An 18269-nucleotide genomic window follows, 5' to 3' on the forward strand; every position below is an offset into this window, starting at 1 on the left:
GGGCAAGTTATAAAATATAATTACCCTCTAAAAAACCAAGACAAGGAAAAAATTATTTTCTTAGTGAGCGAGATTTAGAGATTTTTTTAGCTTTTGATTTAGCAGAAGTCTTTTTTGCTGGGGCTTTTGCTTTAGGAGCTGCTTTAGCTTTTGGTTTAGCTTTAGCTTTTACCTTAGGCTGAGGTGCTGGTTTTGCTGCCTTTTTAGGAGCTGCACTTTTTTTTGCTTTTGCTGCAGGCTTGCGTTTCATTAAGCCAGACTTTTCAGCTTTAATCGATTCTTTTCTGTATAGCTTAGCTACTTTCTCTAGTTTGATGGAGTCCGTACGTACTCGCTGAGCCGCTGCTTTGTTTCCTCTTTCGGCTTTTTCTAAGTCATGTTGGATACTTTCCAACAGATCTTTCATTTTTTTTGCCGTATCTTTTAGCGCCATGAAAAGCGTCCTCTAGTTGTTGTTTTAAACTATTTTTACTCGTTTTAATTTTTAATTAGTTTGTTTGTTCAAATTCATGCAACAATTTTTTTGGAGAAAAGAAAAATAGAGAATCGTTTTTAGTTTTTAGCTTTTTGTACTTCTTTGTTTGTTAGTGTGTTAGCCAGTGTAAGATCAAAGCTTTTTTCAAAAGAAGAACGTATTTGATTTTCATTAATGAGGTGGTTTTGTTGGAGGGAAATGAGGTTGCGTGGTTATTTAATTGATAACAATTGTTCAAAAAGAACTTTCTTTGTTCGTAATAGTGTCTTCTCTTATACTTTGGGTTTACCTGTAGTTTGTTTTTGTGAACTATTGCGAATTTTCTATAATCCCTGCTAGTACTGCGGTAGAGAGACATCTATCATGAAAGTATGCCGCCGTGCATTAATGCGTGTTTCCCAAGTGGTCTTGATTATGAGTATGTGGGTTGTTTGTGCGGCTCCAACTCAGAAATTGCCTTTCGGTCATTATTGTGCAGATATACACACAGCATTGAATTCGGGAACCGCTTGTGACGAAGCTTTTTCAGCATTTGTTGATCGTATAATTTCAGATAAAACAATATTGTCTCCTAGAGATTGGGAAACTGTCGCGTTATTAACGCGACAGTATGTCCAGGTCAGAATGAAGCAAGAGGATAGATCTGCAAGTAAAGATATCGTAAGAAAGTTGCTATCTGTAGTGACAATTCCTCCTCATATTAGGTCTGAAATACGTCTTTCTTTGCAGAGGTTAAATCCTGACGGAGTTTCTTTAAGAGAGCTAATAACGCAATTTCATAATATTGGCAGGGGAAGAGAAACTCTAGAAGATAATCTCCTGCTCCAACTGTATAGTATGACTCTACACAGTAGTTATGAGGATCGTAAACAAGAGATTCTCATAATGAAGGAAAGAAAAAATTACGATGAAGCTCTAGTGTTGTGCGAGAAGCTTTCTCATAGTGTTGCAGAGGGGAATTGCAGTCCTCATCCTGATGTTAGCGATACGGAAAAGATTTTTTTAAAAAAGATTATCTTGGGTTTAAAAATAGAACAAGCTCGAGAAGCAGGAGCTTCTTGTGAATCTTTATTATTGCCCTATTGTCAGGCTGAAAAAGACTATGCGCAATCTATAGATCAATTAGTATTGAGGATCTCTCAAGGAAAGGTACATCGTGCTCACGAGGTTGATGTGCTTCTTCTTGCCCATGCTTTGTATACGCTTCCATGGAATCAAGAACAAGGCATTCGTGAATTAGAAGTTCTTATAGATCACGGCAACTATTTACAATCGACATTACTTTATTATGGCTACTTCTCATTATTAGAAATCTATCATCAAGAGAAGAATTTTTCTGCCATGCAGAGGTTGCTAGCTGCTGGAGAATCTGTATTTATCCCTGAACATGCGTATTTCCCAGAATATAGTTTTTTCTTGGGATGCTATAGCTATGAGCAACAAGATTTCATAAAATCCCGAGAAATTTTCTTATCAATATTAGATCATGCTTCTAGGTTGGGGGTAACTTTAGCTCGGGTGTATGAGTATTTAGGATGTATTTCTTGTCAGGAAAAAAAATATTGCGAAGCTGAAGGTTTTTTCCTTAGAGCTTATAAAAGTTGGAGTCGTGAGGAGGCTGGTTTGGGCTTATTTCTTTCCTATGCTCTTCAAAAGAAGACTGCCTTATGTGAAGAAATTTCTTCCAAGTCTCATTTCTCATTGTTACATCGTAAAATTTTAAAATCCATAGATGCATTGTTTATAAAAAAAGATCACGGCTCCTTGTCTTATGTTGTTAAGGTTTGCGAATCGTTAGGGAGTAACAATAGAGTCTCTCTAGATCATCTCTATCACTATTTTATCTGTGATATGATTAAGCGCTGTGGGAATCATTCGGATAGCCCTATTTTTTCCTGCATTAATTTACAAATAGACAGAGCAGAACAAGAATATCTACAAAAAGCCATAGAGCAATCTATAGATCCTGAATACTGTAGAGCGTTAACTCTATGGTTGGCTTTTCGTCGTGGAGAGTTATCCAAAGAGGTGCCTTATGACAAGCAAATATCTCCACCTTCATCTTTGGAAGATATCGCCAAATGTTGTTTTGCGTCTCTATACTATAAACAACCTCAAGCTATCCGTTTTCTACCCAGTGTCTTCTCTAAGCAGCGTTCTTCTTTACAATCCATTGTTAGGTTAGTCTGGGCATTAATACGTCCTGCATCTGGTGGAGAAAATCTTAATCTCTATTGTGATAACCTGGATCTTCGCCTGTATGGAGATCGTTTGTATCTTCTTGCCTATGATATCAGTGACTATCTTTCAGGTAATGAAGCCGCATTGCTGCATCTGTCTGGTTTTCAAGAATTATTCCCTCATTCTTCATTATTATCTTTGGTATACTATCTTCAGGGATATGTTGAATCTTCAATGATAAGGAAGGTTGGCTGGTTTATAAAAGCTCTGGATGAATTTTCAGAAGTTACGTTATCAGGAGAAAATGCTAAGGCTTGGACATATGTATACTACACTTTAAAGTTAGATCTTGCTGATGCCTACCTTGCACTTAGAGATACCTCGCGTGCTGTTGAAGTTTTCGAAGAAGTTAAAGGAGATTGGAAAACGGAGAATCACCCGCGGGTGATGCTTATTGAAGAAAGTAACAATCGCATAGCTATGGAGATGCGTTGGGTCTCAGGATTAGCTTGTGCTTATGAACAGCTTAATGAAAAAGATAAGTTAGCTCAGCACCTTCTAGATCATATTGAAACAAGATTACTTGAAATGTCTTCCCGAAGGGAATATTTCGGAGAGATGATAACCACAACGCTTTCTCTTTGCGAGCGTTTTCTGCCTTTAGATAGTGGCGATAGTTTGGTAGGCTGAGGCTACACATCTATTTAATCCTGGACCAGCAAAGTTTTGACCAACGATTTTTAGATTATGCGGAATCGAAGGGAGTATCCGATTTTTCATTTCTAAGAACCCTACGCAATGTTGAGGTAGACCTTCTTCTGGGGAAAATAATGAAAACACATCGGGCTTTTTAGAAATTCCTAGATATTCAGAAATAGCGGCTAAAGAAAAAGCGTAGGCCTCTTCTTCATGCCAACGATTTTCTAATAATAACGATAAGACTGTTTTCCCAGGAAAATGCTCGGGGAAGACTCGGGAGTTATAGACAATACCAAGTAAAGGAGGCTCATCAGACAATAACATCCCATAACCTTTAGGAATGGAAGGATTATCTTTATCCCATCCTAAGGTTGCGCAGGAAAGATTCCAATACAAGGTTTTCTTCGCTAGGTGTTGTATTCCAGGAACATCAATGAGAGAGGGAAGTAGAGATACGGGGCCCGTGTATATGGCTAAGTCCCCAGAGAATGTGTCTTGCATGGTTGATACCACAACCTCAGAAGGGAAACAGTCTATCTTTGTAACAGAGGAGGAAAACTTCCATGTTGCTGGAAGTTTTTTTACTAGAGTATCAATAAGAATCCCCAAGTTTGGACGCAGCGAAGCAAGATAAGGGGCATTTTTAATTTTTTTCTTCGAAGAATCTTTTAGGTAACCACGTAGTATCGATCCTGTTGTAGCTTCATATTGAGAAAGGGTAGGGAAAGCCATATGTGCAGAAAGTACATCGCTACGTCCTGCACGAATGGCCGTAACAATAGGATTTAACACGTTGTGAATAAGATTTGTGGTGCTATGACGCTGTAGAAAATCATACACTGAATTATCTTTCGTATATCGAGAGGCAAAGAGATCTTTGATAATTGCAAAGGGCAAGCCTTCTTTTATTAGAGTCCATGGGGAGACTTTGCGGGTTTTTCCCTTGTAACGTATAAAACGCTTTTTTGCTGTTTTATCACTAGCTATGAGGAAATCGCTCAATCCTAGATCATGAATCAATTTCAGAGTATACTCTCCCTCACCCTGCACTAAAAAACCTTTGGGACCGAGATCTAAGTGAAAATCTTCTTGTAGATCTGTATAGATAAGCCCCCCAGGACGGTGTGCTTTATCTATGATTATAAGTTCGATACTAGGGAACTTTCTATGTAACCACCATGCTGTGGATAATCCTGAAATCCCTGCTCCTATGACAATGGCTTTTTTCATATGGATTTTGAAAACCTAGGACTTGAAGCAACAGTTTTTAGGAAATAAGCATCAAAAGCAGTGGCAATTACACGAACAAATAGCTCTCCTAAAGGGGTTATAGTCAGAAAAGAAGAGCTATTTTGAATCAATCCTGTCGTTGCCATACCGGCTAGTCTCTCTTGACTGTCGGAAAAATACTCATCGAAATGATAACCGAAAAGATGAGAAAACTCTTCTTTGGATACGACAAATGTACACATGAGCTTGTGAATCACCCATTTTCTTATTCTATCATCTTCTGAGAGGACCTTACTTTTAATAGTGGCTAGAGATCCTGAAAGGATTTTCGTATGGTAAGATTCAAGAGTTTTAGCATTTTGTAAATATATCCCACGAATAAAACTCGTTGAAGTCATTCCTAATCCGATAAGATCTTCTTCCGGAGGGAGAGAGTAGCCTTGGAAATTGCGAATAAGAGTTTTATTTTTAAAAGCGATGCTTAAAGGGTCTTCGGGTAGGGAAAAATGATCCAAGCCAATAGCCTGATATCCCGACTTTGTTAACATATGTCGTGCATGAGAATATATCGCGAATTTTTCCTCCATAGAGGGCAGATCACTGTCTTTCATTGCTTTTTGGTGCGGTTTTATCCATGGAACAGAAGCGAAGGAAAACAAGGCTAAACGATCGGGACGCATCTGTAAAATATCTACAATTGTTTGTGAAAATGTTTTCTTTGTTTGCTTAGGAAGTCCGTAAATCAAATCTATGTTTATACTCTCAAAACCTAGCTCTCGAAATTTTTCATAGGCATGTAGAGACTCTTCATAACTTTGACGCCGCCGCACAGCCTCTTGAACAGAAGCTTGGGTATCCTGTACTCCTAGGCTCACGCGATTAAATCCTAATGACTGAATAAACTCAGCTTTTTCACTATCGTTCCTTAAAGAACGAGGATCAAATTCAATGGCGATTTCTTCAACTTCAGAAAGATCAAAACAACGATGGATATGGGAAAATAACTTTTCAAATAGCTTTCTAGATAATCGACTCGGTGTCCCCCCTCCAAAATGAATGCGGGATGTTTTTCGTTTTCCTCCCAAAAGGGTGTTCACAAGCTCCATTTCCTTAATAAGCGTAGAAATATAGTTTTCTACAATATCTTCGCGACGGTTAATAACTACGGAGCATCCACAGTACAGACACATGGTCTGACAGAAGGGAATATGAATATATAGAGATAAGGGACGATCGTCTGCTTGAAGGCGTTCAAAAGCGTGATACGCAGGAGCTGCATTGGACTCTTCCCATTCTAGAGCAGTGGGGTAGCTTGTATATCTCGGTGCCGGTTGGTGAAGACCTTCTAAGAAGTTGAAATTGACGTTAAACATAGTACCGCAGCTTGAACGTTTTCTAATGGAGTTTCAGGAAGAATGCCGTGTCCTGTATTGAAAATGTAATTTGGTTGATGTTTTAAAGAGGAGAGATACTTTTCAAGATAGCTTAGAAAGCGATCTTGAGGAAGTAGGAATAATGCGGGATCGATGTTTCCTTGTAAAGATCCTGGATAGGGGACTGTTGTATAGATCTTATTAAGATTTACGTGGTAATCAGGATGTAGTGTATCAGCTCCAGTAGCATAGAGATCCAAACAATTTTCATCAAAACAACGACAAAATAAACTAACTGGAGCAGAGACGTGTTGTTTTAACTGAGAGATTAGCCGAGCATTCGGAGACGTTACATAATGAGAAAATAATGCAGAGGGTAAACGTAAGCTAGAAGATTCAAATAATTGAATTGCCGAAGCTCCAGCATGTATTTGTTCCTTAAGATAAATAATTGTTCCTTCGATTAATTTGTTAAGCAGGGCGTCAAATTTCTCAGGATGCTGGTAAAGAAAAGCCATGGTTTTGGGAAAATCTTTGGAGGCTCCACCGTCTAAAAGATAACTGGCCATGGTGAAGGGAGAAGCGGCAAAAGCAATTAAAGGAACAGACAAACGCTTTACAAGATTTCTAATAGATTCAAGAAGGTAGGAAAACGTATCTTGAGGATCTTTGGTGAAGCGTAATTCTTCCTGAGGAGAAAAAGATATTTTAGGCCCGGGAGCAAAGTCATAAGGGATATCAAACCCGTCTAATAGTGAAAGAATATCTGCAAATAAAATAGCAGCATCTACTTTTAATAAACTCGGCCCTAAAAGAGTCGCTTCTGTGATAGCTTCTGTATTGTGGAAAAAGGCTTTTAATGTTTGAGACCCCTTGAGTTCTCTATATTGAGGCATATATCTCCCAACCTGCCGTAAAAACCATACGGGAGGGCGTTGGGCTTCTGGTTTTATAATGTCGTAAAATCCCGACATGACGCTTCCTTAACAAGGGGTATTTAGAGGAAAAGCTTTCTCTATAGATTCTAAAACTTCTGATACTAGCAGTTCTGGAGTTGGAGATAAAGAATAGGGTAATGTTTTCTTTATTTGCTCCGTTTTTCCATGATTTTGTTGGATATACAAAGCGTTGCCCGTGCCTTTAATACTAGAAATATTGTGCTTTAGAGCAAACAGACGTAATTGAGCTAAGGCGAATAACCATAATACCTCATCAGGAAGGGGACCAAAGCGATCGCGCATTTCCTCTTTTATAAGATCAAGTTGTTCCGCATCTTCAGCACCTCCTATTTTCTGATAGAATTCTATACGCATAGATGCCAAGTCAATATAAGTATCAGGAATCCGAGACTTGTAAGGGAATTCTATCTTGACATCATCATTGAATAGCGCCGGAGAGGTATTGTTTTTCAAAGCTGCGACAGTTTTTTTCAATAGTTTACAATAGAGATTGAATCCTATGGCACTTATATGCCCCGATTGATCAGTCCCCAAGATATTCCCAGCTCCGCGAATCTCTAAATCATGGAGAGCAATTTTCATTCCCCCGCCGTATTCTTGTTTATTCAACGCTTCTAAACGTTTTGCTGCAGGTACGGATAACCTATCTAAATGGGGAACTAGGAAATAACAGTAGGCTTTTCTATTCCATCTACCTACTCTACCTTTCATCTGATAAAGATCTGCCATGCCGAATTTGTCCGCCTGGTCTACCAAAATAGTGTTGGCATTGGGAATATCAATACCATTTTCTATGAGCGCTGTTGCTACAAGCACATTGATTTCTTGATCTTTAAACTTTTGGAAAATAGAAGCTAATTCATCTGAAGACATCTGCCCATGGGCAACAGCAATACGTGCTTCAGGAACTAACGTGCGTATTGTATTCCCTAATCTGAAAATACTCTCAATACGGTTATGAATAACGTAAGCTTGACCACCACGAAGTAATTCATGACGTAGAGCAGCTGACAGTGTCTCATCGTTATGCTCTAAAATAAATGTAGAGACAGGAAGTCGATCTAACGGTGGCATGGTGATTAAAGAGAGATCCCTAGCCCCGGATAAAGACATGTATAATGTTCTAGGAATGGGCGTTGCTGATACCGTAAGGCAATCTACCATAGGATAGCGCTCTTTGAGGAAGTCTTTAACTTTAACACCAAAACGTTGTTCCTCATCAATAATCAGTAAGCCAGGATTTTTGAATTCTAGGTTTTTGTTTATTAACTTGTGCGTGCCAATTAAAATATCAACATCGCCCTTAGCAGTATCTTCGAAGATTTTTTTCTTTGCTTTTCCTTCAGAAAATCGTGAAAGAACAGCGATTTTGATAGGTAATCCTGCCATGCGCTGAGAGAAAGTCTCGTAATGTTGATTAGCTAGAATGGTCGTAGGAACCATAACGATAACTTGTCGATGACCATCACAAACAGCTTTTACAGCAGCTCGCATAATAACTTCTGTTTTCCCAAATCCCGCATCTCCACAAATTAAACGATCCATGAGCTTATCAGACATCATGTCAGAGTAAATTTGTTCAATAGCTTTTAATTGATCGGGAGTTTCTTCATAGGGAAATCTTTCTGCAAATTTCATTACTTCCTCACCATGGGGAGGATAAATAAAAGAAGGAGCTGTAGAACGCTGAGCTTCGAGCTGAAGCAGCTTTTCAGCGTATAATACGAGAGACTTTTCAGAGAGATCTCGAGATCTTTTCCATTTAGAGCCATTAAGATTATGAAGATCAGGAGTTTTTTCAGAAGTCCCTACGTAACGAGAAATTAGATAAGCTTGATCTGAAGGAACATAAAGTCTTGCTTTGTCAGCATATTCAAGGACTAGGTAATCGGTTTCTATATTTAAATGGTTGGGTTTTTTTTCCATTCCGATAAACTTCCCGATCCCATTGTGAAGATGCACAACAGTCTCCCCAGGAATAGGGACAAAAACTTCCTCAGTAGTTACAGAAAAATAATTTCTCTGTTTTTGTCTTCTCAGTATCTTTGTAGAAGTAAATTCTGAAAGGGAAATAGCTGCAAACCTTTCTTTAACAAGAGCAAAGCTAGAGGAGAGATTCCCAGATTTTTCGTAAATGTGTATGGAGTTTTCCTCTAGAGTTTCTATTAAGGCTCGAGCCTCTTTCAAAGACTTGGATTTCGTATTATAGACCGCAATGTTAAGCGGTTCTTTATTAGGAATATATTCCTGAAGTTTTTGTAGAAAACCCAGAGGGGGGTTTTCATGCTTATCGATAGTTTCATTAGGATAAACAAAGGGGGCAACGAGGCGTGAAGCTTTAACATCACGATGAAAAACTTCGATATTTACTTCATTGTTCTTAACAGTGTGGGCATTAGGGAAGTTCTTTTCTTCAAAGAAAATCGTCGGAGATTGCAATGCGCGTTCACAAAGATATTGAATAGGTAAAAAGCGGTTGGGCAAGGAGGATAATGTTCCTGAAATCTCAGAAAAATCATCTTCTAACCTAGCTAAATTATCAAAGATAAACGCCGGAGGGGTATGGAAGTAATCTAACAGGCAATGCGAAAGAACTTCTTTCCCAGAGTCTTTTGTCGCAGGAGATATTGAAAGTTTAGAAACCTTTCCTGTTGAGAGTTGGTCTGAGGGGTTGAAAGGACGAATGGAGATTATTTTTTCTCCCCAGAACTCTATTCGGAAGGGTTCTTGAGAAGATAGAGGAAAGATGTCAATAATTCCTCCTCGATAAGCAAACTCGCCTTTATCTCTTGCGAGAGTTTCATGGCGATAGCCTAAGTTTTTACATAGATCGATCATCATATCAGGATCTAGCAGATCCCCAACTTGGATATCTAAATGTTGATGAACCGTGTCTTTCGGAGAGCGGGTTTTTTCTAGTAAAGCTTTTAATGTTGTTACGCAAAATACAGGGGATTTCTTCTCACATAATTCATACAGAATCTTGTCACGTTTCCCCACAGCATCGATATTGACCAATTTGGGAGACAAGTCAATTTCTGACGAGGGGAACTCCAGAGGAGGAAATCCTAAAAAGGAAGAGAGATCTTCTAGTAAATCGTCAATACAAGAGCGAGTGGTGATCATTATCACAGATTTTTTTCTCTCGTGGAAAAACTTGGCAGCTAAAAACCCACGAGCTCCGGGACGGATGTTTTCTATGAGTAATGGAGTAGAGGTGTTAATTATTTCAAAAAGACTAGATAGATTTAATTTAACTGGGTCGAAATCCATTGCCATAAAGTATTATTTAATGCGTCCGTTTGGGGAAGACTATCGGCACTACCTTGAGCGAAGATATCTTTTCCTCCCCAACGACCTCCACAGGGTGCGAGTAATATTTTTAAAAGATCTTTAGCTTGTAATCCTTGTTTAATAAGATCGTCTGAAATCCTAGAAAAAATGATGTATTTCCCATTTTTCTGAGTCGTCCATAGAGAAATTAAACGCGATGGTATTTTTTGATGTAAGCAATTAGCGTACTGTTGTAAGCGATGACTCTCTGATTCAGGTAAGTGATGGATCAAAAAGGAAACATCGTTCACTTGTTGACAGTGATCAATAAGCTTGTCTAATAGAGAATGGATAAGTTTCGTCTCTAGTTCAGAGATTTGTTTTGCTTGCTCTTTTTTCTCTTCTAGAATGTTTTGTAATTTATGCAGAATTTGATCTCGAGGAGATTGTAAAATTAGAGCAATTTCATTGAGATCTTCATTATCCTGATGAGCTAAGATTTCAGCTTCCTTTCCTGTTACAGCTTCTATACGACGTATGCCTGTAGCTACAGCGTGCTCTTTAAGAATGCGGAAATATCCGAGATCCCCAGTAAATTCTGCATGAGTTCCTCCACAGAGCTCATGAGAAAATCCCGCAGAAACAACTCGCACGACATCGCTATACTTATCTCCGAAAAATTGCTTTATCTCCTTCGAGTTCACAACATCAGAATATAGTGTGTTACGGGTCTCTACTTGATGATTTTCTCGGATCTTTTCATTAACCAAAAGTTCAATAGAAGCTAGATCTTCGGGAGAAATCGCTTTTGGATGAGTGAAGTCTAAACGAATTTTCGAATCATCAACATAAGAACCTGCTTGGCGAATATGATCCCCAAGAGTCATTTCTAAAGCTTTATGTAAAAGGTGGCAGCCTGTGTGGTTGTTGCTGATTCTTTTTCTGCGTATGCAGTTTACTTGCGTAGTTACTGCTTGGGCTTGGGAAAGTTGTCCTTGGGAAACTTCCCCGTGATGAATAACAATTCCAGCTTTTGGAGATGTTGTATGGCTAACTACAAATGTTCCATCCGAACAGAATATCTCGCCAGAATCTCCAATTTGACCGCCTTTTTCGGCATAGAAAGGAGTGGATTTTAAGATTAAAGCACCCTTTTCTTTTTCTTGAAGAGAAGATACCTGCTTACCCTCACTAACTATTGCTTCAATAAACGTATCGCAAGATAGATCGTTGTAACCAATGAATTCCGAATTTTCCCCTAAAGATAACGAATCATAAATCGCATCTGTAGCATTTTGAGATTTTGCAATATTTTTTCTAGATCGTTCCTTAGCTTCTTTCTCTAATTGATAAAAAGTCTCCAAATCTACAGAGAAATTGTAATCTTTAGCTAATAAAGCAATTTCATCGAGAGGCAGTCCATAAGTGTCTTTTAACTTGAAGGCATCTTCTCCAGAGATAAGAGACGAGGTGGATGATGATTTAAGAACTTGTTGGAGCAAGTTTCCCCCACGATGAAGTGATTTGAAATAATTTTCCTCTTCCGTAGTCATCACTTCTTGAATTTGAGATAGGGATAAGCGTAATTCTGGGTAAGCTTCTCCCATAGAATCAACTAAAGAAGGAACAATTTCTGCTAGGAAGGGTTTAGTAAATCCTAAACGTTTTCCGTAGTTTACAGATCGTCGTAAAATCTTTCGCAAAACATAACCGCGTTCCGTATTCCCAGGAAGCAAACCATCAGCTATAGCAAAAGATAAGGATCGCGTATGGTCTGCAATAACTCTAAAAGCAGCGCCTAAAGCTTCATCTTCGTGATATTTTTTCCCTGATAGCTCTTCTGTTTTTGAGATAAGCAAACGCAAAACATCAGCCTCAAAAACAGTGTTCGTTCCAGAAATAATAGAAACTAAACGTTCTAAACCGGCTCCTGTATCCACATGTTTGCTGGGTAGAGATAATAAGGAACCATCTGCTGTACGATTGAACTCCATAAAGACAAGGTTCCAATATTCTAAAAAGCGTTCGCCATCAGTATCCTCTAAAGGAGAAGTCGCTTTACCAAAGTTTGCTCCGCGATCGAAAAGAAGCTCAGAGCAATATCCGCAAGGACCTGTTTCCGCCATGCTCCAGAAATTGTCTTTGTCTGTTAATCGGAAAATGCGCTCACTAGGAAGATGTTGTTCCCAAAGAGCAAAAGCTTCGTCGTCTTTTTCATGAACTGTTGCATAGATAAGATTGGGATCAAAATTAAAAACTGACAGGGAAACTTCCCAGGCAAAAGCAATCGCTTGTTTTTTAAAATAATCGCCGAAAGAAAAGTTTCCTAACATTTCAAAGAAAGTAAGATGTCGCGATGTATGTCCAACATTATCGAGATCATTATGTTTCCCCCCAGCACGAATACACTTTTGAGAAGTCGTGGCTCGCGAATAACTCACAGTCTCCTTATTTAAAAAAATATCCTTAAATTGATTCATTCCTGCGTTGGTAAAAAGAATGGAAGGATCATTGTGGGGAAAAATAGGGGAGGAAGGAACAATAGCGTGGTGGCGATTAGCGTAAAATTTTAAAAAATTAGATCGAAGAGTGTTACTTAACATAAGGGATGTCTTTGCGACGTCAAAAATATTGAACTTGGCGTAATTATATGGGAGAGATTCATTTTAGTCTCTAATACTATCCTAAGAAAGAATCTTTTTATTCTTACTATAATGCTCTATACAGTTGGGGAGCTCTTGAAGAAATAAACATATAGGCATGGTGAAATCTTATATGCATTGAGTAATCTTGCTTTTTGGTAAAGCATGTCCTATAATTTTGATCTTTGTATTCTTTATGAAGCGCTTTTAGGTCTGGCAAATGGTGAACAGAGAAGTAGATGTAGATATCTTAGAAAAGATCTCAGGAACTCTTAAACAGTTGAGTATAGAGATCATTCAAAAAGCTGGTTCTGGTCATCCTGGATTGCCTTTAGGGTGCGCAGAACTTGCGGCTTATTTGTATAGTTATGTTTTGAAACACAATCCTAAAGATCCTTTGTGGATTGCTAGAGATCGTTTCGTTTTGTCTGCAGGACACGGTTCGGCTTTGCTGTATTCATGTCTGCATCTTGCTGGATACGACGTCTCTTTGGAAGATCTTCAGCAATTTCGTCAGTTACATTCACGTACTCCTGGTCATCCGGAATTTGGAGAGACTGAGGGAGTTGAAGCGACTACAGGCCCTCTAGGTCAGGGGCTGGGCAATGCAGTGGGTATGGCCCTGTCTATGAAGATGCTTGGAGTTCGTTTCAATCGACCAGATCATGAAATTTTTAATAGCAAAGTATACTGTTTGGCTGGTGACGGATGCATGATGGAAGGCGTTAGCCATGAAGTTTGTAGTCTGGCTGGGACTTTAGAATTAGATAATCTTGTAGTTATATATGATTACAATCATATTGTATTAGATGGCTTCCTGGGAGAGGTTTGTTTAGAAGATGTTAAAAAGCGTTTTGAGGCTTATGGCTGGGAAGTGTATGAAATCGATGGGTATGATTTCTCTGCTATTCATGAAACATTTGTAAACATTAAACAACACCAGAAACGTCCGGCATTAATTGTTGCGCATACAATTATAGGCCACGGTTCTCCTAAAGAAGGTAGCCATAAAGCTCATGGTTCTCCCTTAGGGGAAGCCGGAGTAGAACAAACAAAACATTTCTGGCGTCTGCCTGAGGAGAAATTTTTCATTTCTCCTGTAGTAAAGTCTTTCTTCTCCAATAAATTACAAGAAGATCGTAAGATTCAGGAAGAATGGCAAGACGATTTTCGTGTTTGGTCACGTCAGTTTCCTGAATTACATAAAGAATTTCTTTCATTGAAGGCTCCAATATCCTCAGAAACATTAGAGACGATATTTGAGAATATAGAAATGCCGGAGGTTATAGCAGGACGTGCTGCATCTAACAAAATAATTCAAGATTTAGCTAAACATATCCCTTCGCTTGTAGGAGGGTCGGCAGATTTATCTAGTTCCGATGGGACTTGGATATCAGACGCTAAGGATATTAATAGCCACGATTTTTCTGGTAGAAATATTAAATACGGCGTGCGGGAATTTGGTATGGGGACCGTTATGAATGGTCTTGCTTACTCTCAAGTATTCCGACCTTTTGGAGGCACATTCTTGGTGTTTTCTGATTATCTAAGAAATGCCATCCGTTTAGCAGCATTGGCTAAGTTGCCTGTCATTTACCAATTTACGCACGATTCTATTTTTGTTGGTGAGGATGGCCCTACACACCAACCTATTGAGCAAATCATGTCGTTAAGAGCTATTCCAGGTTTACAAGTTATCCGCCCCGGAGATGCTAATGAAGTGAAGGGAGCTTGGCATGCGGCGTTACGTTATCCCGGTCCAACAGCATTGATTCTGTCTCGACAAAATTTACCCACGCTGTCACAAACCAATAGACCGTTTAAAGAAGGTGTGGGACGTGGAGCCTATATTGTTTTAAAGGAAGCTCAAGGGAAGATAGATTATACCTTATTTGCTACAGGATCGGAATTGCACTTAGCTTTGGCTGTTGCGCAAGAGTTGATCTACTTAGATAAAAAAGTGCGTGTAGTTTCCTTCCCGTGCTGGGAATTGTTCGAACAACAAGATTTCGAATATCGAGAAAGTGTTGTCGGCGGTGACTTAGGTTTGCGAGTATCTATAGAAGCGGGGTCTGCTTTGGGGTGGTATAAATATATAGGTTCCAACGGTTTGGCCATTGCTATGGATAGGTTTGGTTACTCGGGAGCTCCCGCTGATGTTGCAGAAGCTTGTGGGTTCACCGCAGATTGCATTTTACAGAGAATACTTTCTCAGTAGTCATTGTCGGAAAAACCGAAATCTTTAGGCATAGCGTCATCGGCTTCGCCAAGCTCCATGTGAGGCAAGCCTTTGTTAGCTTTTATAGGCAGGTTTTTCATCACCGTGTTTAATTTCGAAATGACCTCGATACCCATAGAAACGTGATCTTGCGTATATGTTTTTAAGACTAAGTTTCCGCTTTCTTTGGTCTTGATTCCATCCTTTCTTAAGGGCAGGTCAGAAATGATCATTAAAGCTCCCATGGGAAGGTTTCTTCTATAGCCGACCGCGAATAAAGTGGCGCATTCCATTTCTATGGCTTGAGCCTTATTTTCATAGAGTTTCTTTCGAAATTCTTTATTGAATTCCCAAAAACGGATGTTCGTGGTGTGCGTAATCCCAATATGGTAGATCGACTTTTTCTCTTCTAATATTTCTGTAATAGTTTTTTGGACTACGAAATTGGCTAGAGCAGGGACTTCAGGGGGGAAGTATGCATCAGAAGTTCCTTCCCCTCGAATACTGGCTATAGGGACAAAGTAATCTCCTACCTGATAGTGGGAACGTAACCCTCCACATAAGCCTAGCATTACAGCTGCTTTTACATTAGGGAGGAAAGAACACAAATCTACGGTTAAAGCTGCTCCAGGAGATCCTAGCTTGAAATCTAAAATTGATGTATTCACCTGAGGGGCGTGTGCAGAAGAAAACATTGATCCTTTAGCAATAGGTACCTGATAAGCTTCAGCAAATACGTGTGTGTAATAAGAAAAATTTGTTAAGAGAAGATAGGGGCAGAACTCTTCGATAGTCGATCCAGAATAACGCTCTAGCGTGTCCTGTGCTATTTTCGATTCAAGGATATTCGTGTCTTTTTTCTTGAACATGTTTCTGCCCTCAGGTTCCTCTAGCAGTTGTCGGGATTAAATATTAATTCGTTTTATACGGAACATAAGAAAATTGCACGTGTAAACTAAAATTAATACTTTTTATTGGTGTATGCGGACTCCTATGCAATAAAAGACATTCTTCTGGACAAAGGTCAATGTCCTAGATAACATAAATAGGAGAATTTTAAGGATAAATGGCCCCATGGTTCGTGTAAGCACTAGTGAATTTCGTGTAGGATTAAGAGTAGAAATAGATGGTCAACCCTATTTGATTTTGCAAAATGACTTTGTAAAACCAGGAAAAGGCCAGGCTTTTAATAGGATTAAGATAAAGAATTTCCTAACAGGAAGAGTCATTGAAAAGACTTTTAAGTCTGGAGAGTCTGTGGAAACCGCAGATGTGCGGGAACAACAGATGCGTTTCCTTTATTCAGATCAAGAAGGTGCCACTTTCATGGACGATGAAACCTTCGAACAAGAAGTCATCTTCTGGGACAAAATAGAAAATATCCGTCAGTGGTTATTGGAAGATACTATCTATACATTAGTACTATACAATGGTAATGTCATAGGCGTAGAACCTCCAATTTTTATGGAGCTTACTATTGCTGAAACAGCACCTGGAGTACGTGGAGATACAGCTTCGGGAAGAGTGTTAAAACCCGCAGTAACGAATACTGGAGCAAAAATTATGGTTCCTATCTTCATTGAAGAAGGTGAAGTTGTTAAAGTCGATACACGTACAGGAAGTTACGAATCTCGAGTTTCTAAGTAGTGTTGAGCTATAAGAAGTTCTATTGTGTAAAAAACACGATTCTCTTAGATTTCGAGTATGGAAACAAAAAAAACAAAAGAGCTATCTGCAGAAGCAGAGCTACTTAAAAAATTGCGAGACAGAGCTTTAGTTCTTGAAGAACAAAAGAAACGGAAAGTTTGGGTTGAAAAGCTCGTAGCTATGCCAGAGTCTACTCGCGATATTTCTCATTGCGAAGTTCCTGATACTCCAGAGGTATTTCGCGCTATAGCGGAAAAAATTTGTGAAGAAGGAGTGTAGATTTCCTACACAATTTCTTCCAGTTTTCCTTCTGTCTTTTTCAAAACAATTACCAAGATTCTAGATTAGCTTCTATAGAGATTTCTAGAGGTTCTTTTGTGTTCAAGAGATTTGTGATTTCTGCAGTATAGACATGGTAACCTTGAGGATACAGATCTATAATATGGAAGCGAGCATTAGACGGTAGTGAGACGGAACCGCTGTTTAAAATCATATTCGGTGCGTGATCTTTACAGTTGTAAACAGCAGCCTGATGATTATGTCCATGAAGATATAAACGGACATTAGGATATTTTTTTAAAACGTGTTGTAAAAGCAGATGATTAATTAAATCGTGAGAAGGGTCTTTTGTCGGTAAAAGAGGGTAATGATTGGCGATAATAATATTTTCTTTCGGCGGGAGACTAAGAATAAAGTTTTCCAATACAGAGGTTTGGGACGATTGTATCATGCCATTTGCTGAGAACCATCCGTTCAGGCACGAGCAATCCAACAAGACCAACCACCAATGGTCCATAAGTTTGTTAAAGGAGATTCGTTCATTTTGCAATTGCACATTGGGAAAGTATTGATAGAAAGTTTGCTGATTCAGAGCTTTTTGAGTATAAACGTCATGATTTCCAGGAAGCGCATATACAGAAGCATTTTGTGATAGATTATTCACAAAGTCTTGAGCTAGTAAGAATTCCGCATCCAAGGCTGTAAGAGAAAAATCTCCAGTAATACAAATGCTATCAGCTTGTAATCGTGTCGCTAATTCTGGAAAACGTTCTGCTATGGTTGAAGATTGGAAGGTAACCCCGCCGAATATCTGGCGTAATGCTCCTTTAAATCTTTTATTAAGACAAGTTAACGGATTCCTAGGGAATACGCAAAAATGCACGTCGGAGATATGAATAATACGATGAGCCTCTAAAGATTTATTATACATATCACTAGTTCCTCCAGGAGTATCTTAATTTTACTAACGTGGAGGCAAAAAATACCCCTTTTTACGCTAAGCTACATTTAAGATCTCTGTTTGTACCACAGATTTTGGTTAACAAACTCAGTGCTTTCCCTAATTAAGAAAGGAAATGTCTTTTATAAAACTTTTCTCTGCGAGAACAATAATGGTGTTCTTTAGTATTGAAACAGGAGGGACCGGTTCTCATGCTAAAATACTTTCTGAATAAAGCACTGAAGTCAAACATAGTACTGTGATAGGCTTTTCTTATTAACTGCTTTATTTGTGGGCGGTATAGAACGACAATATTATCCCAGTTGTCTAAAATGTTTGAACCAATCTATTTC

At 38.9% G+C, this 18269-nt stretch carries 12 protein-coding genes; 4 read left to right on the forward strand and 8 right to left on the reverse strand.

Annotation, left to right across the window (positions count from 1 at the left end):
- Positions 1-52 precede the first annotated feature (52 nt).
- On the reverse strand, positions 53-433 hold the full coding sequence (locus CF_RS00695; RefSeq protein WP_011457690.1) for a histone: 381 nt from the start codon (positions 431-433) through the stop codon (positions 53-55).
- 405 nt (positions 434-838) lie between these two features.
- On the opposite strand from CF_RS00695, the gene CF_RS00700 reads away from it, so the two are divergent.
- Positions 839-3346 (forward strand): hypothetical protein, encoded by a 2508-nt coding sequence (locus tag CF_RS00700; protein WP_011457692.1) that lies wholly within the window; start codon positions 839-841, stop codon positions 3344-3346.
- Here CF_RS00700 and CF_RS00705 read toward each other — a convergent pair.
- The 5 genes from CF_RS00705 to alaS are packed head-to-tail and all read right to left on the reverse strand — an operon-like array spanning position 3317 to position 12793.
- Complete coding sequence (locus CF_RS00705; protein WP_011457693.1) at positions 3317-4585, reverse strand: protoporphyrinogen oxidase; 1269 nt, start codon at positions 4583-4585, stop codon at positions 3317-3319. The two genes, CF_RS00700 and CF_RS00705, sit on opposite strands and share 30 nt — an antisense overlap.
- Positions 4582-5958, reverse strand: a complete 1377-nt coding sequence (gene hemN / locus CF_RS00710) for an oxygen-independent coproporphyrinogen III oxidase (protein ID WP_011457694.1) — start codon at positions 5956-5958, stop codon at positions 4582-4584. Before hemN ends, CF_RS00705 begins: the two co-directional genes overlap by 4 nt.
- On the reverse strand, positions 5931-6932 hold the full coding sequence (hemE, locus tag CF_RS00715; protein WP_011457695.1) for a uroporphyrinogen decarboxylase: 1002 nt from the start codon (positions 6930-6932) through the stop codon (positions 5931-5933). The genes hemN and hemE overlap by 28 nt, the downstream gene beginning before the upstream one ends.
- 9 nt (positions 6933-6941) lie before the next feature.
- Entirely contained in the window at positions 6942-10196 is a 3255-nt protein-coding gene (mfd, locus tag CF_RS00720; protein WP_011457696.1) for a transcription-repair coupling factor, read from the reverse strand.
- Positions 10166-12793 (reverse strand): alanine--tRNA ligase, encoded by a 2628-nt coding sequence (alaS, locus tag CF_RS00725; protein ID WP_011457697.1) that lies wholly within the window; start codon positions 12791-12793, stop codon positions 10166-10168. The genes mfd and alaS overlap by 31 nt, the downstream gene beginning before the upstream one ends.
- Positions 12794-13052: 259 nt before the next feature.
- Between alaS and tkt the strand changes: the two genes are divergently transcribed.
- Positions 13053-15050: a transketolase gene (gene tkt / locus CF_RS00730; RefSeq protein ID WP_011457698.1), complete on the forward strand. Its 1998-nt coding sequence runs from the start codon at positions 13053-13055 to the stop codon at positions 15048-15050.
- On the opposite strand, the gene CF_RS00735 is transcribed toward tkt, so the two are convergent.
- Complete coding sequence (locus tag CF_RS00735) at positions 15044-15919, reverse strand: AMP nucleosidase (RefSeq protein ID WP_011457699.1); 876 nt, start codon at positions 15917-15919, stop codon at positions 15044-15046. The two genes, tkt and CF_RS00735, sit on opposite strands and share 7 nt — an antisense overlap.
- A 205-nt stretch (positions 15920-16124) precedes the next feature.
- Here CF_RS00735 and efp point away from each other — a divergent pair, with 205 nt between their 5' ends.
- Both efp and CF_RS00745 read left to right on the forward strand, forming a co-directional pair.
- Positions 16125-16697 carry an elongation factor P gene (gene efp, locus CF_RS00740; protein WP_011457700.1) on the forward strand — a complete coding sequence of 191 codons (573 nt, stop codon included), beginning with the start codon at positions 16125-16127 and terminating at the stop codon, positions 16695-16697.
- A gap of 57 nt (positions 16698-16754) precedes the next feature.
- Positions 16755-16976: a hypothetical protein gene (locus CF_RS00745; RefSeq protein WP_011457701.1), complete on the forward strand. Its 222-nt coding sequence runs from the start codon at positions 16755-16757 to the stop codon at positions 16974-16976.
- Positions 16977-17025: 49 nt separating this feature from the next.
- Here CF_RS00745 and CF_RS00750 read toward each other — a convergent pair whose 3' ends face one another.
- Positions 17026-17907, reverse strand: a complete 882-nt coding sequence (locus CF_RS00750) for a metallophosphoesterase family protein (RefSeq protein WP_011457702.1) — start codon at positions 17905-17907, stop codon at positions 17026-17028.
- Between the last annotated feature and the right edge of the window lie 362 nt (positions 17908-18269).

This window comes from Chlamydia felis Fe/C-56 (assembly GCF_000009945.1).
Classification (GTDB): Bacteria; Chlamydiota; Chlamydiia; order Chlamydiales; family Chlamydiaceae; genus Chlamydia; species Chlamydia felis.